The 17320-nt window shown below is 68.1% G+C and carries 17 protein-coding genes and 1 tRNA gene; 14 read left to right on the forward strand and 4 right to left on the reverse strand.

Translation table 11 applies throughout. From position 1 onward, the window contains the following. Nucleotides 1-8 precede the first annotated feature (8 nt). The 11 genes from ACFV2O_RS05355 to ACFV2O_RS05405 all read left to right on the forward strand — a co-directional run bounded on the left by ACFV2O_RS05355 (nt 9) and on the right by ACFV2O_RS05405 (nt 11489). Nucleotides 9-911 (forward strand): 3-oxoacyl-ACP reductase, encoded by a 903-nt coding sequence (locus ACFV2O_RS05355; RefSeq protein WP_379250386.1) that lies wholly within the window; start codon nt 9-11, stop codon nt 909-911. 289 nt (nt 912-1200) lie between these two features. Next, a complete protein-coding gene (locus ACFV2O_RS05360) occupies nt 1201-1965 on the forward strand; it encodes an ABC transporter permease (RefSeq protein ID WP_355076899.1) in 765 nt (254 codons plus the stop codon). A 4-nt stretch (nt 1966-1969) separates the two neighbouring features. Further along, a complete protein-coding gene (locus ACFV2O_RS05365) occupies nt 1970-2821 on the forward strand; it encodes an ABC transporter permease (protein ID WP_355076901.1) in 852 nt (283 codons plus the stop codon). 3 nt (nt 2822-2824) lie between these two features. Then, on the forward strand, nt 2825-4039 hold the full coding sequence (locus ACFV2O_RS05370) for an MCE family protein (protein ID WP_379250387.1): 1215 nt from the start codon (nt 2825-2827) through the stop codon (nt 4037-4039). After that, nucleotides 4036-5064 carry an MCE family protein gene (locus ACFV2O_RS05375; RefSeq protein WP_355076905.1) on the forward strand — a complete coding sequence of 343 codons (1029 nt, stop codon included), beginning with the start codon at nt 4036-4038 and terminating at the stop codon, nt 5062-5064. The genes ACFV2O_RS05370 and ACFV2O_RS05375 overlap by 4 nt, the downstream gene beginning before the upstream one ends. Continuing rightward, the gene (locus tag ACFV2O_RS05380; protein ID WP_379250388.1) at nt 5061-6122 is read left to right on the forward strand and encodes an MCE family protein; all 1062 of its coding nucleotides are present in this window, start codon (nt 5061-5063) and stop codon (nt 6120-6122) included. The genes ACFV2O_RS05375 and ACFV2O_RS05380 overlap by 4 nt, the downstream gene beginning before the upstream one ends. Continuing rightward, nucleotides 6119-7390 carry an MCE family protein gene (locus ACFV2O_RS05385; RefSeq protein WP_379250389.1) on the forward strand — a complete coding sequence of 424 codons (1272 nt, stop codon included), beginning with the start codon at nt 6119-6121 and terminating at the stop codon, nt 7388-7390. The genes ACFV2O_RS05380 and ACFV2O_RS05385 overlap by 4 nt, the downstream gene beginning before the upstream one ends. Continuing rightward, entirely contained in the window at nt 7387-8640 is a 1254-nt protein-coding gene (locus tag ACFV2O_RS05390; RefSeq protein ID WP_379250390.1) for an MCE family protein, read from the forward strand. The genes ACFV2O_RS05385 and ACFV2O_RS05390 overlap by 4 nt, the downstream gene beginning before the upstream one ends. Continuing rightward, nucleotides 8637-10061, forward strand: coding sequence for an MCE family protein (locus ACFV2O_RS05395; protein ID WP_379250391.1), 1425 nt, complete (start codon nt 8637-8639; stop codon nt 10059-10061). Before ACFV2O_RS05390 ends, ACFV2O_RS05395 begins: the two co-directional genes overlap by 4 nt. Beyond that, entirely contained in the window at nt 10058-10849 is a 792-nt protein-coding gene (locus tag ACFV2O_RS05400) for a hypothetical protein (RefSeq protein WP_379250392.1), read from the forward strand. The genes ACFV2O_RS05395 and ACFV2O_RS05400 overlap by 4 nt, the downstream gene beginning before the upstream one ends. 145 nt (nt 10850-10994) lie before the next feature. Continuing rightward, nucleotides 10995-11489 carry a h domain protein gene (locus tag ACFV2O_RS05405; RefSeq protein ID WP_355076913.1) on the forward strand — a complete coding sequence of 165 codons (495 nt, stop codon included), beginning with the start codon at nt 10995-10997 and terminating at the stop codon, nt 11487-11489. 19 nt (nt 11490-11508) lie between these two features. Here the strand turns inward: ACFV2O_RS05405 and ACFV2O_RS05410 are convergent, their stop codons facing one another. The 4 genes from ACFV2O_RS05410 to ACFV2O_RS05425 form a co-directional block, all read right to left on the reverse strand. Beyond that, nucleotides 11509-12975: a sensor histidine kinase gene (locus ACFV2O_RS05410; RefSeq protein ID WP_379250393.1), complete on the reverse strand. Its 1467-nt coding sequence runs from the start codon at nt 12973-12975 to the stop codon at nt 11509-11511. Further along, on the reverse strand, nt 12972-13703 hold the full coding sequence (locus ACFV2O_RS05415; protein WP_067795068.1) for a response regulator transcription factor: 732 nt from the start codon (nt 13701-13703) through the stop codon (nt 12972-12974). The genes ACFV2O_RS05410 and ACFV2O_RS05415 overlap by 4 nt, the downstream gene beginning before the upstream one ends. A 70-nt stretch (nt 13704-13773) precedes the next feature. Further along, a complete protein-coding gene (locus ACFV2O_RS05420) occupies nt 13774-15315 on the reverse strand; it encodes a trehalose-6-phosphate synthase (RefSeq protein ID WP_355077052.1) in 1542 nt (513 codons plus the stop codon). Nucleotides 15316-15399: 84 nt separating this feature from the next. Beyond that, nucleotides 15400-15570, reverse strand: coding sequence for a hypothetical protein (locus ACFV2O_RS05425; RefSeq protein ID WP_169334155.1), 171 nt, complete (start codon nt 15568-15570; stop codon nt 15400-15402). A 189-nt stretch (nt 15571-15759) separates the two neighbouring features. Here ACFV2O_RS05425 and ACFV2O_RS05430 point away from each other — a divergent pair, with 189 nt between their 5' ends. The 3 genes from ACFV2O_RS05430 (at nt 15760) to ACFV2O_RS05440 (ending at nt 17302) form a co-directional block, all read left to right on the forward strand. Then, on the forward strand, nt 15760-16578 hold the full coding sequence (locus ACFV2O_RS05430; protein WP_379250394.1) for an alpha/beta fold hydrolase: 819 nt from the start codon (nt 15760-15762) through the stop codon (nt 16576-16578). Between the two features lie 168 nt (nt 16579-16746). Further along, complete coding sequence (locus ACFV2O_RS05435) at nt 16747-16986, forward strand: MbtH family protein (protein ID WP_067795192.1); 240 nt, start codon at nt 16747-16749, stop codon at nt 16984-16986. Nucleotides 16987-17230: 244 nt separating this feature from the next. Next, nucleotides 17231-17302 (forward strand) — tRNA-Thr (locus ACFV2O_RS05440). Nucleotides 17303-17320 lie beyond the last annotated feature (18 nt).

Here is a 17320-nt window from a genome sequence, read left to right on the forward strand (position 1 = left end):
TCGGCCGCGTGAGCAATGATCTGAGCCTGGCGGGCCGAGTAGCGATCGTGACCGGCGGCGGCGCCGGACTTGGGCGGGCCGAAGCCCTCGCGCTGGCCGGGGCCGGCGCGTCCGTGGTGGTCAACGATCTCGCGGAGTCCGACGCGGTCGCCGACACGCTCGGCGCGATCCGGGCGCTCGGCGCCAAGGCGGAGTTCGTCGCGGGCAGCATCGCCGAGCGCGCCACCGCCGACGCGCTGATCCGCGCCGCGGAGGAGTCGTTCGGCTCGGTCGACATCGTGGTCAACAACGCGGGCATCACCCGCGACCGGATGCTGTTCAACATGTCCGACGAGGACTTCGACGCGGTGCTCGCGGTGCACCTGCGCGGCCATTTCCTGCTGTCGCGCAATGCCGCCGCCTACTGGCGCGGCAAGTCGAAGCAGGCGGGCGCGCCGGTCTACGGCAGGTTGGTCAACACCTCCTCGGAAGCCGGCTTGCTGGGCCCGGAGGGGCAGGCCAACTACGGCGCCGCGAAGGCGGGCATCACCGCGCTGACCCTTTCGGCAGCGCGGGCGCTGTCGCGCTACGGCGTGCGCGCCAACGCGATCGCGCCCCGGGCGCGCACGGCGATGACCGAGACGGTGTTCAGTCCCGCGCCGGAGGGGGAGCCCGATCCGCTGTCGCCCGATCACGTGGCCCGGCTCGTGGCCTATCTGGCCTCGCCCGCGGCCGACGCGGTCAATGGGCAACTGTTCGTCGTCTACGGGGGGATGGTGGCGCTCATGGCGGCGCCCGTCGTCGAGCATCGGTTCGACGCGGCCGCGGGGGAGTGGTCGCCGCGGGATCTGGCCGACACGCTGGGCGGCTACTTCGCCGATCGCCCCGATGGGCGGACCTTCTCGGCCTCTTCGCTGACCGAGTTGGGGTGAGCCGCGGCGGCTCGCCGCGAGCGCGCAACTGATCAGCTGTCCAACTGTTGATCATGGGATCGGTGCTTGGTAGACATAGGGACGGGTTATGTCTCACCTCACAAAGGTGGGATCATCACTCGCTGACACCGGTTCCAAATTTATATGCCGATCTTTCGAAAAATTGCACTTCAAATGTGTGAAAAGTGCTACCGGCAACACGGTGAACATGTTCTAATCGTTCCGGCGGTGCGGCCACGGTGAGATTCGCGCCGTGTGCTGTGTCGCCGGTGAGCAAGGAGGATCGCGGATGAACGAGGTCCTTGCCGTGCCGTTGCGGGCCGTCGGCGGATTCTTCGAACTCACCGCCGATGTCGCACGCGCCAGCGTGCGCAGACCCTTTCAATGGCGCGAGTTCATCGATCAGTCGTGGTTCATCGCGCGAGTATCGATCGTGCCGACATTGCTGGTGGCCATTCCGTTCACCGTTCTGGTGAGCTTCACGCTGAACATTCTGTTGCGGGAGATCGGCGCGGCCGACCTCAGCGGAGCGGGTGCGGCGTTCGGTGCGGTCACCCAGGTGGGGCCGATCGTCACCGTGCTCATTGTCGCGGGGGCGGGCGCGACCGCGATCTGCGCCGACCTCGGCGCACGCACCATCCGCGAGGAAATCGACGCCATGCGGGTGCTGGGCATCGATCCGGTGCACCGCTTGGTGGTGCCCCGAGTGCTCGCCTCGATGTTCGTCGCACTGATGCTCAACAGCCTGGTGTGCACCATCGGCATCGTCGGCGGATTTCTCTTCTCGGTGTTTCTGCAGGACGTGAACCCCGGCGCGTTCGTCAATGGCATCACGCTGCTCACCCATCTGCCCGAGCTGATCATTTCGGAGGTGAAAGCCGGATTGTTCGGGCTGATCGCCGGACTGGTCGCCTGCTATCTGGGCCTTAATGTCAAAGGCGGACCCAAGAGTGTCGGTGATGCGGTGAATCAGACCGTAGTCTTCGCTTTTATGGCCTTGTTCGTCGTGAACGTGGTGGTCACCGCCGTCGGCATCAAGTTCACGGCGCGGTGATCCGATGGCCTTCGTAATCGAATCCCGCTTCCCCCGTACCGTTCGACGGGTGCGTCGGATGTCGGACTCGCTCGATTCGGTGGGAAAGCATGCCGTTTTCTATGCCCAGGCGCTCGGCGCCATTCCACGGGCGCTGGTGCACTACCGGACCGAGACCATCCGGCTGATCGCCGAGATCAGCATGGGCACGGGCGCGCTGGCGGTGATCGGCGGCACGGTGGTGATCGTCGGGTTCCTGACCCTCTTCGCGGGCGGCACCATCGCCGTGCAGGGCTACAGTTCGCTGGGCAATATCGGCGTCGAGGCGCTGACCGGCTTCTTCGCGGCGTTCATCAATGTCAGGATCGCGGCGCCGGTGATCTCCGGCATCGGCCTGGCGGCCACCATCGGGGCCGGTTCGACCGCGCAATTGGGCGCGATGCGGGTCGCCGAGGAGATCGACGCGCTGGAGTCGATGGCGATCCGGCCGGTGCCCTACCTGGTGGGCACCCGCGTATTGGCCGGGATGATCGCGATCGTCCCGCTCTACGCGCTGGCGGTAATCGCCTCGTTCCTGGCCAGCCGGTTCGCCACCGTGGTGATCTACGGGCAGTCGGCGGGCGTCTACGACCACTACTTCTCCACGTTCCTCATCCCGAGCGACATCCTCTGGTCCTTCGCCCAGGCGATCTTCATGGCACTGGCGGTCATGTTGATCCACACCTACTACGGCTACAACGCCGCGGGCGGGCCGGTCGGCGTGGGTGTCGCGGTGGGCAACGCGGTGCGTACCTCGCTGGTCGCGGTGGTCACGGTGACCTTGTTGATCTCGCTGGCCATCTACGGCACCTCCGGCAACTTCCATCTCTCCGGATAAGACATGGCGGAATCGAAGCAAACGGAAAACCGCCTGGTGCGGGCGCTGCGCGGCGGGCTCGGCCTGAAACTGGCCGGGGCGGCGATGGTGCTGTCGCTGGTCGCGATCATGGCGGTCGCGCTGGTCATGTTCGTCGGCGGGTTCACGCCCACCGCCACCGTCACGGTGGACGCGCCGCGCAGCGGCCTGGTGCTGGACCCGGACGCCAAGGTGAAGGTGCGCGGTGTCGAGATCGGCCGGGTGGCCTCGGTCGACCACACCGACGAGGGCGCCAGGCTGAAGCTGGCCCTCGATCCGGAACTGCTGAAGCTGGTGCCCTCCAACGCGGACGTCGACATCAGGTCCACCACGGTGTTCGGCGCGAAGTACGTCAACTTCATCGTCCCGCAGCAGCCGGCGGCCACTTCGCTGCAACCTGGCGCGGTCGTCACCGCGCAGCGGGTGACCGTCGAGTTCAACACGCTGTTCCAGCACCTGTCCGACGTGCTCGCCAAGATCGAGCCGGAGAAGCTGAACGCGACGTTGTCCGCGCTGGGCACCGCGCTACAGGGCCGCGGGGAGAAACTGGGCGAACTGCTCGAGCAGAGCGACGCCTACCTGCGCGACATCAACCCGTATCTGCCGACGCTGCAACAGGATCTGGCGAAGACCGGCCAGGTCACCGACCTGTACGCGGACTCGGTGAACGACCTGCTGCGCACCGTGGACAACTTCACGGTCACCAGCAAGACCCTGACCCAGGAACAGGACAGCCTGGACAACGTGCTGGTGAATCTCACCGGCTTGGCCGACACCACCGGATCGGTCCTGCGCGACAACGAGAATCAGCTCGGCACGGCGCTGGATCTGCTGCGCCCGACCACCGGATTGCTCGACGAGTACGCGCCCGCGCTGTACTGCCTGATCGGCGGCCTTGGCAAGGCGCTGCCGATGGGTGAGGCGGTCTTCGGTGGCCTGCAGGAAGGCGTCGCGCTGAACACCGGCTTCATGTACGGCGCGAAGCCGTACACCTACCCGGAGGATCTGCCCAAGGTCAACGCGACCGGCGGCCCGCAGTGCGGAGGCATCCTGGACCGGGTGCCGGGCAGCCACTCGGACTATGTCGTCACCGACACCTCGGAGGGGCATGTGTACACACCGTCGACGACACTGAGTGTCAACCCGCCGAAGATCTTCCAGATCCTGTTCGCCGGACTACCGGGGGTGCCGCGCCCGTGAAGAACACCGCGACCACCGTCAAACTGGCCATCTTCACCCTGGTGATGACGCTGATCTTCGCAGGCCTGGCGGTCGTGTTCAGTCAGATGCGCTTCGCGCGGGAGAACGGCTACCACGCCGTGTTCACCAGTTCCTCCGGCATGCTGCCCGGGGCGAAGGTGCGCATCGCGGGCGTGCCGGTCGGCTCCGTCAAGTCGGTGAAGGTGGGCAAGGACTATCTCGCGCACGTCGAGTTCGATGTCGACCGCAAGTACCGGCTGCTCACCAGCACTCGTGCGGCGATCAAATACGAGAACCTGGTGGGCGACCGCTATCTCGAGCTGTCGGAGGGCCCCGGCTCCAACCGCGTCTTGCAGCCGGGCGGCACCATCGCCAAGGAACAGACCGCGCCCGCCCTCGATCTGGACATGTTGCTCGGCGGTTTCCGGCCGCTGCTGCGCGGACTCGACCCCGGCCAGGTGAACGACCTGACCAACGCGCTGCTGCAGATCTTCCAGGGCCAAGGCGGCACGCTGGTGTCGCTGCTCAACAGCGGCGGCTCGTTCGCCAAGACGCTCGCCGACCGGGACGCCCTGATCGGCAGCGTGATCAACAACCTCAACGCGGTCCTGCAGACCATCGATGAGCGCGGCGACCAGTTCGCCACCACGATCGCCGAATTACAGCGCTTGATCAGCGGATTGGCCGCCGACAAGGACCAGATCGGCGACGCGATCCCGCGCATCGCAGGCGCCACCGGTGACCTGACCGATCTGCTCTCCCAAGCCCGCCCCGATCTGCGGGGCACCATCGAGCAGACCGGGCGCCTGGCCACGAATCTCGACGCCGGGTCGGACACGGTCCAGTGGGTGCTGGACCGGCTGCCGTCGACCTATCGCCAGCTGATCCGCATCGGCTCATACGGCTCCTTCCTCCAGCTCTACGTCTGCTCGACGAACTTCCTGGTGGACGGCCCGAACGGCCAGACGATGAAGATCAACATGCCCGGGGCGCAGACGACCGGAAGGTGTGCGGACAACCGATGAAAGAGCAGCGATCACCCGCCATCACCATCGGCATCGTCGGCCTCGTGCTCGCGGTGGCGGTGGCGCTGTCGGCCCTGCAATTCGACCGGCTGCCGTTCATCCGTTCCGGCGCGACGTTCACCGCCTACTTCGCCGACGCGGGCGGCCTGCTGCCCGGCGACCCGGTCCAGGTGGCGGGCGTTCGATCCGGTCGCGTGGAGGACGTCAGCCTGGACGGCGCGAAAGTGCTCGTCCGGTTCACTCTCGCGGAGTCGATCGTGCTCGGTGAGAAGACTTCGGCGGCGATCAAGACCAACACGGTGCTCGGCCGCAAGTCGCTGGAGCTGACGCCGTCGGGCACCGGCGCGCTGCGCGTCGACGACACCATCCCGCTCGAGCGCACCACATCGCCGTATTCGCTCAACGAGGCGCTGAGCGACCTGGCGGGCACGGTGCACGACCTGGACCTGGACCGGGTCGACCAAACCCTCGACGCGCTCTCGGCGACCTTCGCCGACACGCCCGCGCCGTTGCGCTCGGCGCTGGACGGCGTCACCGCGCTCTCCCGCAGCATCAACGCGCGCGATCAAGCGCTGACGGACTTGCTGAAGCGGGCGCAGAACGTGACGAAGATCCTCGCCGACCGGGGCAACCAGATCAGCGCGCTGCTGCTGGACGGCAACGAGCTGCTCGGCGAGCTGGACCGGCGGCGCACCGCCCTCGGGCAGCTGATCGTCTACGTCAACGGACTCGCCCAGCAGCTCTCCGGCCTGGTCGCCGACAACGAGGCGCAGTTGAAACCCGCCCTGGACAAACTGAATTCGGTGCTGGCGCTGTTGCAGCGCAACAAGCAGAATCTCGCGGAGGCGCTGGACGGGCTCGGACCGTTCGCCGCGGCCCTGGGTGAGCAGGTCGGCAGCGGTCCCTACTTCCAGGCCTACGTGATCAACGCGGCGAGCAAGACGCTGCAACCGCTGGTGGACGCGCTGGTGTGGCCGCAGCACCTGCCGAGTGATCTGCAGAGCTACCTCACGCCGTCCCCATCGATCGAACCCGCGATACAGGAGCCGCCGCGGTGAATATCGTACGGAAACTACCTCGCTGGGCGTTGGTGCTGGCCGGAGTGGTCGTCGCGGCGCTCGTGGTCGCCGTCGCGTGGAACGGCATAACCCGGATCGGGACCACCAAGGTCACCGCCTATTTCACCTCCACATCCGGCCTGTACGCGGGCGACGACGTGCGGGTGCTCGGCGTCAAGGTCGGCCGCATCGACGCGATAGAGCCCGGCGCGGATCGGGTGAAGGTGTCCATGACCCTGAATCGCGGAGTCGACGTCCCCGCCGACCCGAAAGCGGTGATCATCTCGCCTTCGCTGGTCTCGGCGCGTTTCATCCAGATCGCGCCCGCCTACGTCGGCGGTCCGAAATTGAAGGACAACAGCGTGATCCCGGTCGAGCACACCGCGGTGCCGGTCGAATGGGACGACATCAAGGCCGAGCTGTCCAAGCTGGCCACCGCGCTCGGCCCGGTCGGCGACGACAAACAGGGGTCGTTCGGCCGCTTCGTCGACACCGCCGCGAACAACCTCGACGGCAACGGGCAGCGGTTCCGCGACACCCTGCGGGAGCTGTCGGCCACCTTGAACACGCTGTCGGACGGCCGCACCGACCTGTTCGGCACCGTGCGCAACCTGCAGAAGTTCGTCGACGTGCTGTCGGCGAGCAACGAGCAGATCGTGCAGTTCGAAGGCAGGCTCGCGTCGGTGTCCTCGGTGCTGGCCGGGGTCTCCTCGGATCTCGGCGCGGGCCTGGACAACCTGGACGCGGCGATCGTCGACGTGCGCCGGTTCATCGCGGGCAGCGGAGCGGAACTCACCGAGGGCGTGCAGCGGCTGGCCGACGCCACCCAAGTGCTGGTCGACAAGCGACCGGAATTGGAGCGCGTCCTGCACTCCGGCCCGACCGCGCTGGTGAACTTCTACCAGATCTACAAACCGGCCCAAGGCACCCTGACCGGCGCGATCGCGCTGAACAACCCGGCCGACCCGCTCGGCTTCCTGTGCGGCTCGGTCCGCGCGCTGGAGACCAACGACTCCGATCGCAGCGCCGACCTGTGCGCGCAATACCTCGCGCCGGTGATCAACAGCCTGAGCATGAACTACGTGCCGATCATGACGAACCCGGCCAGCGGCGTGACCGCGTTCCCCGACCAGCTGGTGTACTCCGATCCCAGCCTGGCCGGGCGGGTGGCGAGCCAGAATCCGGCGCAGCCGCAGCCCGCTCCGGTGAGCATCCCGGACGGCCTCGCCGGGCTGGCCATCCCTGGCCTGACAGGAGGAGGGCGATGATGCCGAGGCGGCGGATGCGCGGCACCGCCGCCGTCGCGGCGGGGCTGGCGGTGGCGCTCGGCGTCACGGGCTGTCAGTGGGACGGATTGAATTCGCTGCCCATGCCCGGCACCGAGGGCACCGCGCCCGGCTCCTACGAGGTGCGCGTCCAGATGCCGAACGTCACCACGCTGACCAGGAATTCGCCGGTGCGGGTGCACGACGTCGCGGTCGGCACCGTCTCGAGGATCGAGGTGGAGGACTGGCACGCGCTGGTCACCGTCTCGCTGAACCCGGACGTGCACCTGCCCGCGAACGCCGTCGCCAAGATCGGGCAGACCAGTCTGCTCGGCTCCAACCATCTCGAGCTCTCCGAGCCGACCGATCAGCCCCCCGAAGGCCAGTTGAAGGCGGGCGACGTCATCCCGCTCGCGCGCGCCGGAACCTATCCGACCACCGAGCAGGTGCTGTCCTCGCTGTCGGTGGTGCTCAACGGCGGTGGCGTCGCGCAATTGGAAACCATCACCCACGAGCTGAATTCCGCGCTCACCGGGCGGGAGGACGCCATCAGGGACCTGCTGCCGCAGCTGAACGAGCTGACCACGAACCTGGACCGCCAGACCGGCGACATCATCGCCGCGATGAGCGGACTGGACCGGCTCGGCGGTCAGCTCGCCGAGCAGCGCGACGTGGTGGCGGAGGCGATCGAGCAGATCCATCCGGCGTTGACCGTGCTGGCCGATCGCCGCGCGAACATCACCAGGGCGATCACCGCGCTGGGCGAGCTGAGCGACGTCGTGCGGCGCATCGTCGCGGCGAGCGGCGACGACTTGAAGGCCAACCTGCACAGCCTCGTGCCGGTGCTGAAGTCGCTGTCGGACACCGGCAGCGATCTGACCGAGGCGCTGAAGATCCTGGCCACCTTCCCGTTCCCGATGAAGAACCTGGACCACGCGATCAAGGGTGACTACCTCAACCTGTTCATGACCGTGGACATCACCGGCAAGCGGCTGGATTCGAACTTCCTCACCGGAACGCCGCTGGGCGGACGGTTCGGCGGCGTGGAAGGCGCGCTCGGCAGTTTCGCGCCCGGCACGGCAGCGCAGAACGGCGACCCGGCCACGGGTCCGTTGCAGGCGCCGCCGCCCGCGGCGAGCCAGCCCGCCCCGACCATCCCGGGACTCCCGCCGATCCCCGGCATTCCCGCCATTCCCGGGTTGACCGTGCCCATGCCGGGCAACACCGCGCCGCAAGGGGGTCCGGGACAGTGACACTCACCCGGTTCGTCCGTACCCAGCTGATCATCTTCTCCGTGCTGACGGTGATCGGCCTGGTGGTCATGGGCGGCACCTACGTCAAACTGCCCGCGATGTTCGGCATCGGGCGCTACGAGGTCACCGTGCGGCTGGCCGCGACCGGTGGTCTCTACCCGACGGCCAACGTCGCCTATCGCGGCACGAACGTCGGTGTGGTGAAGGAGGTCCGGCTGACGCCGGTCGGCGTGGACGCGAAGCTGTCCATCGCCAGCGACTACAAGATTCCCTCGGATGTCGACGCGTGGGTGCGCAGCGTCTCCGCGGTCGGCGAGCAGTACGTGGACCTGGTGCCCGCGCAGAACCGCACGGGCGGAAACCTGCGCGACGGCAGCGTGATCCCGGTGGAGCGCACCAAGCTGCCGCAAGACGTCGGCTCGCTGCTCGACCAGGCCGACCGGCTGCTGTCGAGCGTCGCGGACACCCGGCTGAAACAGGTCATCGACGAGGCGTTCCTCGCGTTCAACGGCGCGGGACCGGACCTGCAACGGTTCATCGATTCCGCGTCGTTGCTGGTGCAGGAAGCACAGGCCAACGCGGAACCGACGAAACAGCTGCTCGACCGGATCGGGCCGCTGCTGGACACCCAGACCCGCTCGGACGCCGCGATCCGTTCCTGGACCGCTGATCTCGCCACGGTCACCGACCAGTTACGCGGTCACGACCCCGCGCTGCGTGGAATCCTGCGCGAGGGCCCGTCCTCGATGCAGCGGGTGACCAACCTGTTCGAGGACCTGCGCCCGACGCTGCCGCTGCTGCTGTCGAATCTGGTCAGCGTCGGTCAGGTCGCCGTCACGTATCACGCGGGGCTGGAGCAGATCCTGGTGGTGTATCCGCCGCTGGTCGCCGCGCTGCTGACCGCCGTCCGCGGTCCGCTGGAATACGGCGCGCTGGTCGACTTCATGGCGCTGGTCAACGACCCGCCCGCGTGCACGACCGGCTTCCTCCCGCCCGACCAGCGGCGCTCGCCGAGCGAGCTCGACACCCCGGACACGCCGCCGGGCCTGTACTGCAAGGTGCCACAGGACGCACCCGAAGCGGTGCGCGGCATCCGCAACACGCCGTGCGCCGAGGTGCCCGGTGTGCGCGCCCCGACGCCGGAACTATGCCGCACGGGGTACGTTCCGATCGGTGACAACCCGCCGTTCGGGCCGCCGCGTCCGGTGGCGCCCGCCGCCGCGCCCGCGAGCGAGCCCCCGGTCGTCGCACCCGCGAGTTACGGTGGCGGCACACCAGCCGCCGCACGGTCGTACGACCCGGCCACCGGCGTGTACATCGGCACCGACGGGCGTACCTACCGACAGGGCGATATCGGACCGGGCGGTTCGGGCGCGGTACCGTCGAGCTGGCAGGCGATGCTCGAGGAGCAGCAACGATGAGTGAGAGCAACGGAGAAGGTCACCGCGCGCGACGGCGTGCGGTGCGCTCGGCCGGGCCGCCGGTCGAGGAGAACGCGACCGGTGGCGTGCGGACCGTGGTCGCGAAGGACCCTGCCGCCGCGACCGAAACCGGCGTCGCGGGCGGCGGTACGAGTTCGGTTGCGGCCGAGCCGGAGCTCTCGTCCGCTTCGGCGCCGGTCACGGACGACTCGAGCGTCGATGCGGCGAAGCTATCCGTGACGAAAACCGACGCCCAACCCGACTCCGAGGCAACACCGGCCGAGCCCGAAGGGAACAAACGGCGCGGAGTGCCGCGTGTCCTCGCCGCGGCCGCCGCGGCCTTGCTGGTCGTGGCGCTCGTGGCCGGTGCGGTCGTGTCGGTTGTCGCGATGCACGCGACCCACGAACGTGACCAGCGCCGAGCCGAATACGTGGAAACCGCCAGGCAGGCGATCGTCAACCTGACCACCATCCGCGCGGATACGGCCAAGCAGGACATCGACCGGATCCTCTCGCTGGCCTCGGGGGAGTTCAAGACCGAGTTCGACGGCCGGGTCGACCCGTTCACCAGCATCGTGCAGCAGGCCAAAGTGGTCTCCAGCGGCGAGATCGTCGAGGCCGCGCTGGAAAGCGACGACGATCGCTCCGGACGGGTGCTGGTCGCCGCCAAGCAGACGCTGACCAACGCGGGCCAGGCCGAGCCGCAGACCAGGTACTACCGGTTCCGGGTCACCGTGTCGCGCGGCGATTCGGGGCTGTCGGTGTCCAACGTGGAGTTCGTGGCATGAACGGTCAGGCCCGGAGGCGGCAGCGGAGCGTGACCACGGAGGGCCCCGTTCATGCCGGAGTCGGACACAGCATGAACGGTCAGGCCCGGAGGCGGCAGCGGAGCGTGACCACGGAGGGCCCCGTTCATGCCGGAGAGGACACAGCATGAGTATGAACGGCATTCGCGCCAAGATCCTGCTAGCGGTCCTCGGTGTGGTCGTCGCGGCGGCCGCTGTGGTCGGCGGCGTGAACGGCTACCGCTATTGGGATGACCGGCAGGCCGAGCAATCGCGCAAGGACGCGGTCGCGACGGCGGGCCGCACTCTCGAGGCCATGTTCACCTACAACCCGCAGACCGTGGACACCGAGCTGCGCAAATCCGCCGACAACCTCAGCGGCGACTTCCGCGCCGACTACCTGACGCTGATCGAGAAGCAGATCGCTCCCGGCGCCAAGGAGAAGCAGCTCACCGTCACTGCGACCACCCAGGCGGCCGGCGTCATCTCCGCCGACCGCTCGCACGCGCAGGTCCTGCTGTTCCTCAACCAGGTGATGACGAGCAAGGACACCCCGCAGGGCACCACCACGGGCAGCCGGGTACGTGTCTCCTTGACGAAGTCCGATTCGCACTGGTTGGTGTCGGCGGTGACGCCGGTCTGACGCCGGTCCGCTGGATTCGCTAGGCCGATTCCGATGACACTGTGCGCGGCAGCCGCACCGTGAACGTCGTCCCGGCCTCGGGCGCACTGCGCACGCCCACCTCGCCGCCGTGCGCCGTCACCAGCGCTTGCACGATGGACAAGCCGAGACCCGTGCCGCCGCTGCTGCGGGCGCGGGAGGTGTCGGCACGGTAGAAGCGCTCGAAGACGCGCTCGGCGTCCTCCGCTGTCAGTCCTGGACCGGTATCCGCCACCTCGAGCAGCACATCGTCGGGGCCGGGGGTGAGCGATACCGTCACCTTCGCGTCGGGCGCGGTGTGGGTGAGGGCGTTGTTCAGCAGATTGCTCAGCACCTGGCGCAGCCTCGCCTCGTCCCCGATCACCTCGAGCGTCCCCTCGCCCGGCTCGATCCGCAGCTCGATGGTGCGGACGGGCCCGTCGGAGTGCCCAGCGGAGACCACGGCGCGCGCGTTGTGCACTCCGTCGCTGGCGACGGCGAGCAGGTCCACCGGGCCGAGTTCCAGCGGGCGCTGCGCGTCCAGCCGCGCGAGCATCAGCAGGTCTTCCACGAGCACGCCCATCCGCTGGGATTCGCGCTCGATGCGGTCCATGAACGCGGCGGGATCGTCGGTCGCGCCCTGCCGATACAGCTCCGCGAACCCGCGGATCGTCGTCAACGGGGTGCGCAACTCGTGACTGGCGTCGGCGATGAAACGGCGCATGCGGTCCTCGGACCGGCGGGCCGCCTCCTCGGACGCGGCGGTCGCGGTGAACGCGCGCTGGATCTGCGTCAGCATCCCGTTCAGCGATCTGGACAGCCGGTCGACCTCGGTGTTGGTGTCGCGCACCGGCACCCGGCGGTGCAGGTCGCCTTGGGCGATGGCCGCGGCGGTGCTCTCCACTCGGCGTAGCGGCCGCAAGCTGCGCCGCACCATGAAGTACGCGAGCACCGCCAGCACGGCCAGGACGACCGCCCCGACGATCAGCTCCAGCACCACGAGCCGGTGCACCGTGTCGGTGTTCTGCGTGAGCGGCAGCGCCACTGTCGTCGTGCCCTCCGGTGTGCGCAGCGTCAGCACCCGCCACCGGATCGCTCCTCCGTTCGCGGAGTCGACGGTGTACGGGCCCGTCGGCGGCGTGGCAGGCAGCACCGGCTCCGCGTCGACGGCGAACGCCGGGATGAGGAACGCGCGCCCGTCGGTGCGTATCGAACGCACCCAGAACTGGCTCGGGGCGTGGCGCGGGTCGGGTGGCAGCACCGGTGGCGGCGGCCCACGCCGGGACCATTCCATCGCGCCTCCGCGCAACTGCTGGTCGGTACGGGCGGTCAGCTGCTGTTCCAGGGCCGAGGTGACCACCATGCCGGAGACGAGCAAGCCGAGCCCCGCCGTGAGCACCAACAGAACCATCAGCGTCACGCGCAGCGGGACGGCGGACAGCCAGCCGGAAACCTTCGCGCGCGCGCCGACGATCCGGCCCCGGCTCATGAACCGCTCTTGCGGTGGGGCGCGCGCATCACGTAGCCGACGCCGCGCAACGTGTGGATCAGCCGGGTATCGCCGGTGTCGACCTTCTTGCGCAGGTAGGAGACGTAGGTTTCCACGACGCCGACCTCGCCGCCGAAGTCGTAGCGCCAGACGTGGTCGAGGATGCGCGGTTTGCTCAGCACGGTGCCCGCGTTGACCATGAAGTAACGCAGCAGTGTGAACTCGGTGGGCGACAGCGCGACCGGCTCGCCCGCCTTCCACACCTCGTGGGTGTCGTCGTCGAGTTCGATGTCCTCGAAACGGAGGCGCGAGCTTTCCCGCTGCGGCGCGGCGTGCCCGGCGCGGCGCAGGATCACCCGCAGCCGGGCCACCACTTCCTCCAGGCTGAACGGCTTGGTGACGTAGTCGTCGGCCCCGAGGGTGAGGCCGGTGATCTTGTCCTGCACGTCGTCGCGCGCGGTCAGAAACAGCACGGGCGCGTCGATGCCGTCGGCCCGCAACCTGCGCAGCAGGCCGAAGCCGTCCATGCCGGGCATCATCACGTCCACGATCAGCGCCTGCGGACGGAAGCTGCGCGCCTTGTCCAGCGCCTGCGCGCCGTCGGCCGCGGTGTCGACTTCGAAGCCCTGATAGCGCAGACTCACCGCGAGCAGTTCGACGATCATCGGCTCGTCGTCGACCACCAGCACCCTGGCCTCGGGTGTCTGCTGCACGGGGGCGCCACTCATGGCTTCATCGTCCGCTGTTCGCCTGCGAACTTCCTGGACCGAAGCTGGGTGATTCCTGTGAACGTCGGACTCAGCGGTCCTCGGGATAGACGTCGTCGTCGGTCAGCAGCGCGCTGCCGGCGACCTGGTCCTGTGCCAGCGCGTCGAGGAAGGCCCGCGCCCAGCGATCCACATCGTGCGCAAGCACCTGCCTGCGCAGCGAGCGCATCCGCCTGCGTTTGACGTCGCGCTCGTCCTCCAACGCCGCGACGATGGCGTCCTTCACGTCGTCCAGGTCGTGCGGGTTGCACAGGTACGCCTGCCGCAGTTCCGACGCGGCGCCGGTGAACTCGCTCAGCACCAAGGCGCCGTTGAGCCCGCTGTGGCACGCGACGTACTCCTTGGCGACGAGGTTCATGCCGTCGCGCAGCGGCGTGACCAGCATCACGTCGGCGGCGACGAAGAACGCGACCAGCTCGTCGCGCGGGATCGGACGGTGCAGGTAGTGCACCACCGGGTAGCCGACCCGGGCGAACTCGCCGTTGATCCGGCCGACCTGGCGTTCGATGTCGCCGCGCATCTGGATGTAGCTCTCCACCCGCTCGCGACTGGGCGTGGCCAGCTGGATCATGACCGTGTCGGCGGGGTCGATCCGGCCCTCGACGAGCAGCTCCTCGAGCGCGTTGAGGCGGATATCGATGCCCTTGGTGTAGTCCAGCCGGTCGACGCCGAGCAGGATGTTCTTCGGGTTGCCCAGCTCGGCCCGGATCTTGGCGGCGCGCTCGCGCACCGATCTGCGCCTGGAGTGCTCGTCCAGCTCGGCGGAGGCGATGGAGATCGGGAACGCGCCGACGCGCACCGTGCGGAAACCGACCTGGACGACGCCGAGCTTGGAGCGCACGCCGACCGACCCGCGCGAGGTCGGCTGACCGGCCAGCCTGCGCGCCAGATAGAGGAAGTTCTGCGCGCCGCCGGGCAGGTGGAAGCCGATGAGATCGGCGCCGAGCAGGCCCTCCACGATCTCCGTGCGCCACGGCATCTGCATGAACAGCTCGACCGGCGGGAACGGGATGTGCAGGAAGAACCCGATGGTGAGGTCGGGGCGCAGCATGCGCAGCATCTTGGGCACCAGCTGGAGCTGGTAGTCCTGTACCCACACCGTCGCGCCCTCGGCGGCCACCTTGGCGGTGGCCTCGGCGAAGCGCCGGTTCACGGTGACGTAGGCGCTCCACCACCTGCGGTCGTAGACCGGCCGCACGATGACGTCGTGGTACAGCGGCCACAGCGTGCCGTTGGAGAAGCCCTCGTAGTAGTCGGCCACCTCGTCGGCCGACAACGGGACCGGATGCAGTTCGAGGCCGTCCTCGATGATCGGATCCACGTCGACGTTGGGGACGCCCGCCCAGCCGACCCACGCCCCCTTGTTGTTGCGCAGGACCGATTCCAGCGCGGTCACCAGACCGCCCGGGCTGCGTTTCCACCTGGTGCTGCCGTCGGGCAGTCGTTCGAGGTCGACCGGCAGCCGGTTGGCGACGACGACGAAACCGGAGCCAGTACCGGAGCCGGTGGTCTCCGCCGCGGCGTCAGCAGTCGAGGTGTCTCTGGCGTGCTCGGAGTCGTCGGACGGATTCATCTGGTCCACTCACGCATCCTTTGCGCGTTGCTGTATCCCGCTGGAGTTGTGTAGTCGACGTCGCCGTTGGCGTCGAGAACGAGATTATTCGCCTCGAGCGTTCGGTCCAATACCCAACATAGACAACAACATCCGGCATTCGTCCGCGTCCTCGGCGTAGGCCGCGACCACTCGCTGCGCCTGACGCGCCGTTTCGTCGGCGAGTGGTTCCAGATCGTCGTCCGCAATGTCGTTGGCGCTGCCCTTCGCGGCCATCGTCAAGTCCTCCCGGCTCGTGCGCTCTTACCCTGCGAAAAGTCAATGGTATGCGACGCTGGGAGGCGCGCCCGCCGGGGCGTTGGCGCAATGGCGGCGCGCGCCGCCAGGACCACCCCGGTCGACGTGCCTTCCTCGCTGGTCCCTATACCGTGGGGAGCGCAGCACCAACTCCACGAAAGGGTCGACATGCCGCTGGCCACGGTGAACGGGATTTCCCTCAACTATCAGGTGAAGGGTGACCGCGCCAAGGGCTCCGCGCCGCTGGTGGTCATGATCATGGGCACCGGCAGTCCCGGCCGGGTGTGGGAGCTGCACCAGGTTCCTGCCCTGGTCGCGGCCGGTTACCGGGTGTGCACGTTCGACAACCGCGGGATCGCGCCGTCCTTCGAGGCCGCCTCCGGCATGACCATCGACGAGCTGGTCGCCGACACCGCCGCCCTGATCGAATTCCTGGACGAGGGCCCGGCGCTGGTGGTGGGCACCTCGATGGGGGCGCGCGTGGCGCAGGAGTTGGCACTGGCCCGCCCCGACCTGGTCCGCAAGGCCGTGTTCATGGCCGGGCACGGGCGGCTGGACCAGTTCCAGAAGACGCTCTCGCTCGGTGAACACGAACTCGACGCGGGCGGGGTGACACTGCCGCCGAAATACGAGGCGGCGATCACCGCGGTCATGAATCTCTCGCCTGCGACCATGGCCGAGCCGAACGCCGCGCGCGACTGGCTCGACCTGTTCGAGTTCACCGGCGGGCCGGTCTCGCCAGGCATTCGCGCCCAGCGCAGGATGGATCACGATTTCGACCGGGTGCAGGCCTACCGGGCGATCCGGGTGCCATGTCTTTCGGTCGGATTCGCCGACGACCGGATGATTCCGCCGTATCTGTCCAGGGAGATCGCCGAGGTCATTCCGGGTGCGCGGTACCAGGAGGTACCGGACGCCGGGCATTTCGGATATTTGGAGCGGCCGGAGGCGGTGAACAAGATTCTCCTGGACTTCTTTGCGTCCTGATTGCGAGTCGGCCGAGGTGCGGGCATAGGTAACCGCCCAGGCGTAACGTCTTGCTTGCTAGTGTCGAAACAACGCTCGGGTCTGTCGGCGCCAGGGGTTGGAAGCAACCCGGCACCGTGCGAACCAGGAGCGATCCCGTACATAGCGCCAGTATCCAGTGAGGTGAAATTGAGCACCAACCCCTTCGATGATGAAGACGGCCGCTTCTTCGTCCTGGTCAACGACGAGGAACAGCATTCCCTGTGGCCGGCCTTCGCAGAGGTTCCAGCCGGATGGCGAGTCGTGTTCGGTGAGGACAGCCGCGCCGCCTGCGTCGAGTACGTGGAGAAGAACTGGACCGACATGCGTCCGAAGAGCCTGCGCGACGCCATGGCCGCGGACGACGCGGCTCGTCAGGGCTCTGTCTGACCTGCCGCGCCTCCGGCGCGGCGTGTTCGTGGCTCCTTGACGGCTCCCGTCCGAGTGACCGCCGCTCGCGACTTCGTCGCGGACGCGGCGGCCACTCGGCTATGATCTGGGCCGCGAACGGCACATGCTCGATCTCGCTTCGCTCGAAAGCGGTTGTCGGGCCGGTACGGTCGCGTTCGGTGCCGAACGCGGATTCCGTTGTGATGCGGACGGCGTACCGGGCTATGATGACAACCGCTTTCCCGCCTCCTTAGCTCAGTGGTAGAGCACTCGCCTTGTAAGCGAGCGGTCGTCAGTTCAATCCTGACAGGGGGCTCCGCAGTCGCTGCGCGTC

Source organism: Nocardia sp. NPDC059691 (genome assembly GCF_042733915.1).
Taxonomy (GTDB): Bacteria; Actinomycetota; Actinomycetes; order Mycobacteriales; family Mycobacteriaceae; genus Nocardia; species Nocardia sichangensis.

Coding starts and splice junctions, on each gene's coding strand:
- ACFV2O_RS05430 (WP_379250394.1), top strand. CDS start 15,760: ATGCCGCTGGCCACGGTGAACGGGATTTCCCTCAACTATCAGGTGAAG.
- ACFV2O_RS05390 (WP_379250390.1), top strand. CDS start 7,387: ATGATGCCGAGGCGGCGGATGCGCGGCACCGCCGCCGTCGCGGCGGGG.
- ACFV2O_RS05420 (WP_355077052.1), bottom strand. CDS start 15,315: ATGAATCCGTCCGACGACTCCGAGCACGCCAGAGACACCTCGACTGCT.
- ACFV2O_RS05405 (WP_355076913.1), top strand. CDS start 10,995: ATGAGTATGAACGGCATTCGCGCCAAGATCCTGCTAGCGGTCCTCGGT.
- ACFV2O_RS05410 (WP_379250393.1), bottom strand. CDS start 12,975: ATGAGCCGGGGCCGGATCGTCGGCGCGCGCGCGAAGGTTTCCGGCTGG.
- ACFV2O_RS05380 (WP_379250388.1), top strand. CDS start 5,061: ATGAAAGAGCAGCGATCACCCGCCATCACCATCGGCATCGTCGGCCTC.
- ACFV2O_RS05400 (WP_379250392.1), top strand. CDS start 10,058: ATGAGTGAGAGCAACGGAGAAGGTCACCGCGCGCGACGGCGTGCGGTG.
- ACFV2O_RS05425 (WP_169334155.1), bottom strand. CDS start 15,570: ATGGCCGCGAAGGGCAGCGCCAACGACATTGCGGACGACGATCTGGAA.
- ACFV2O_RS05365 (WP_355076901.1), top strand. CDS start 1,970: ATGGCCTTCGTAATCGAATCCCGCTTCCCCCGTACCGTTCGACGGGTG.
- ACFV2O_RS05370 (WP_379250387.1), top strand. CDS start 2,825: ATGGCGGAATCGAAGCAAACGGAAAACCGCCTGGTGCGGGCGCTGCGC.
- ACFV2O_RS05360 (WP_355076899.1), top strand. CDS start 1,201: ATGAACGAGGTCCTTGCCGTGCCGTTGCGGGCCGTCGGCGGATTCTTC.
- ACFV2O_RS05415 (WP_067795068.1), bottom strand. CDS start 13,703: ATGAGTGGCGCCCCCGTGCAGCAGACACCCGAGGCCAGGGTGCTGGTG.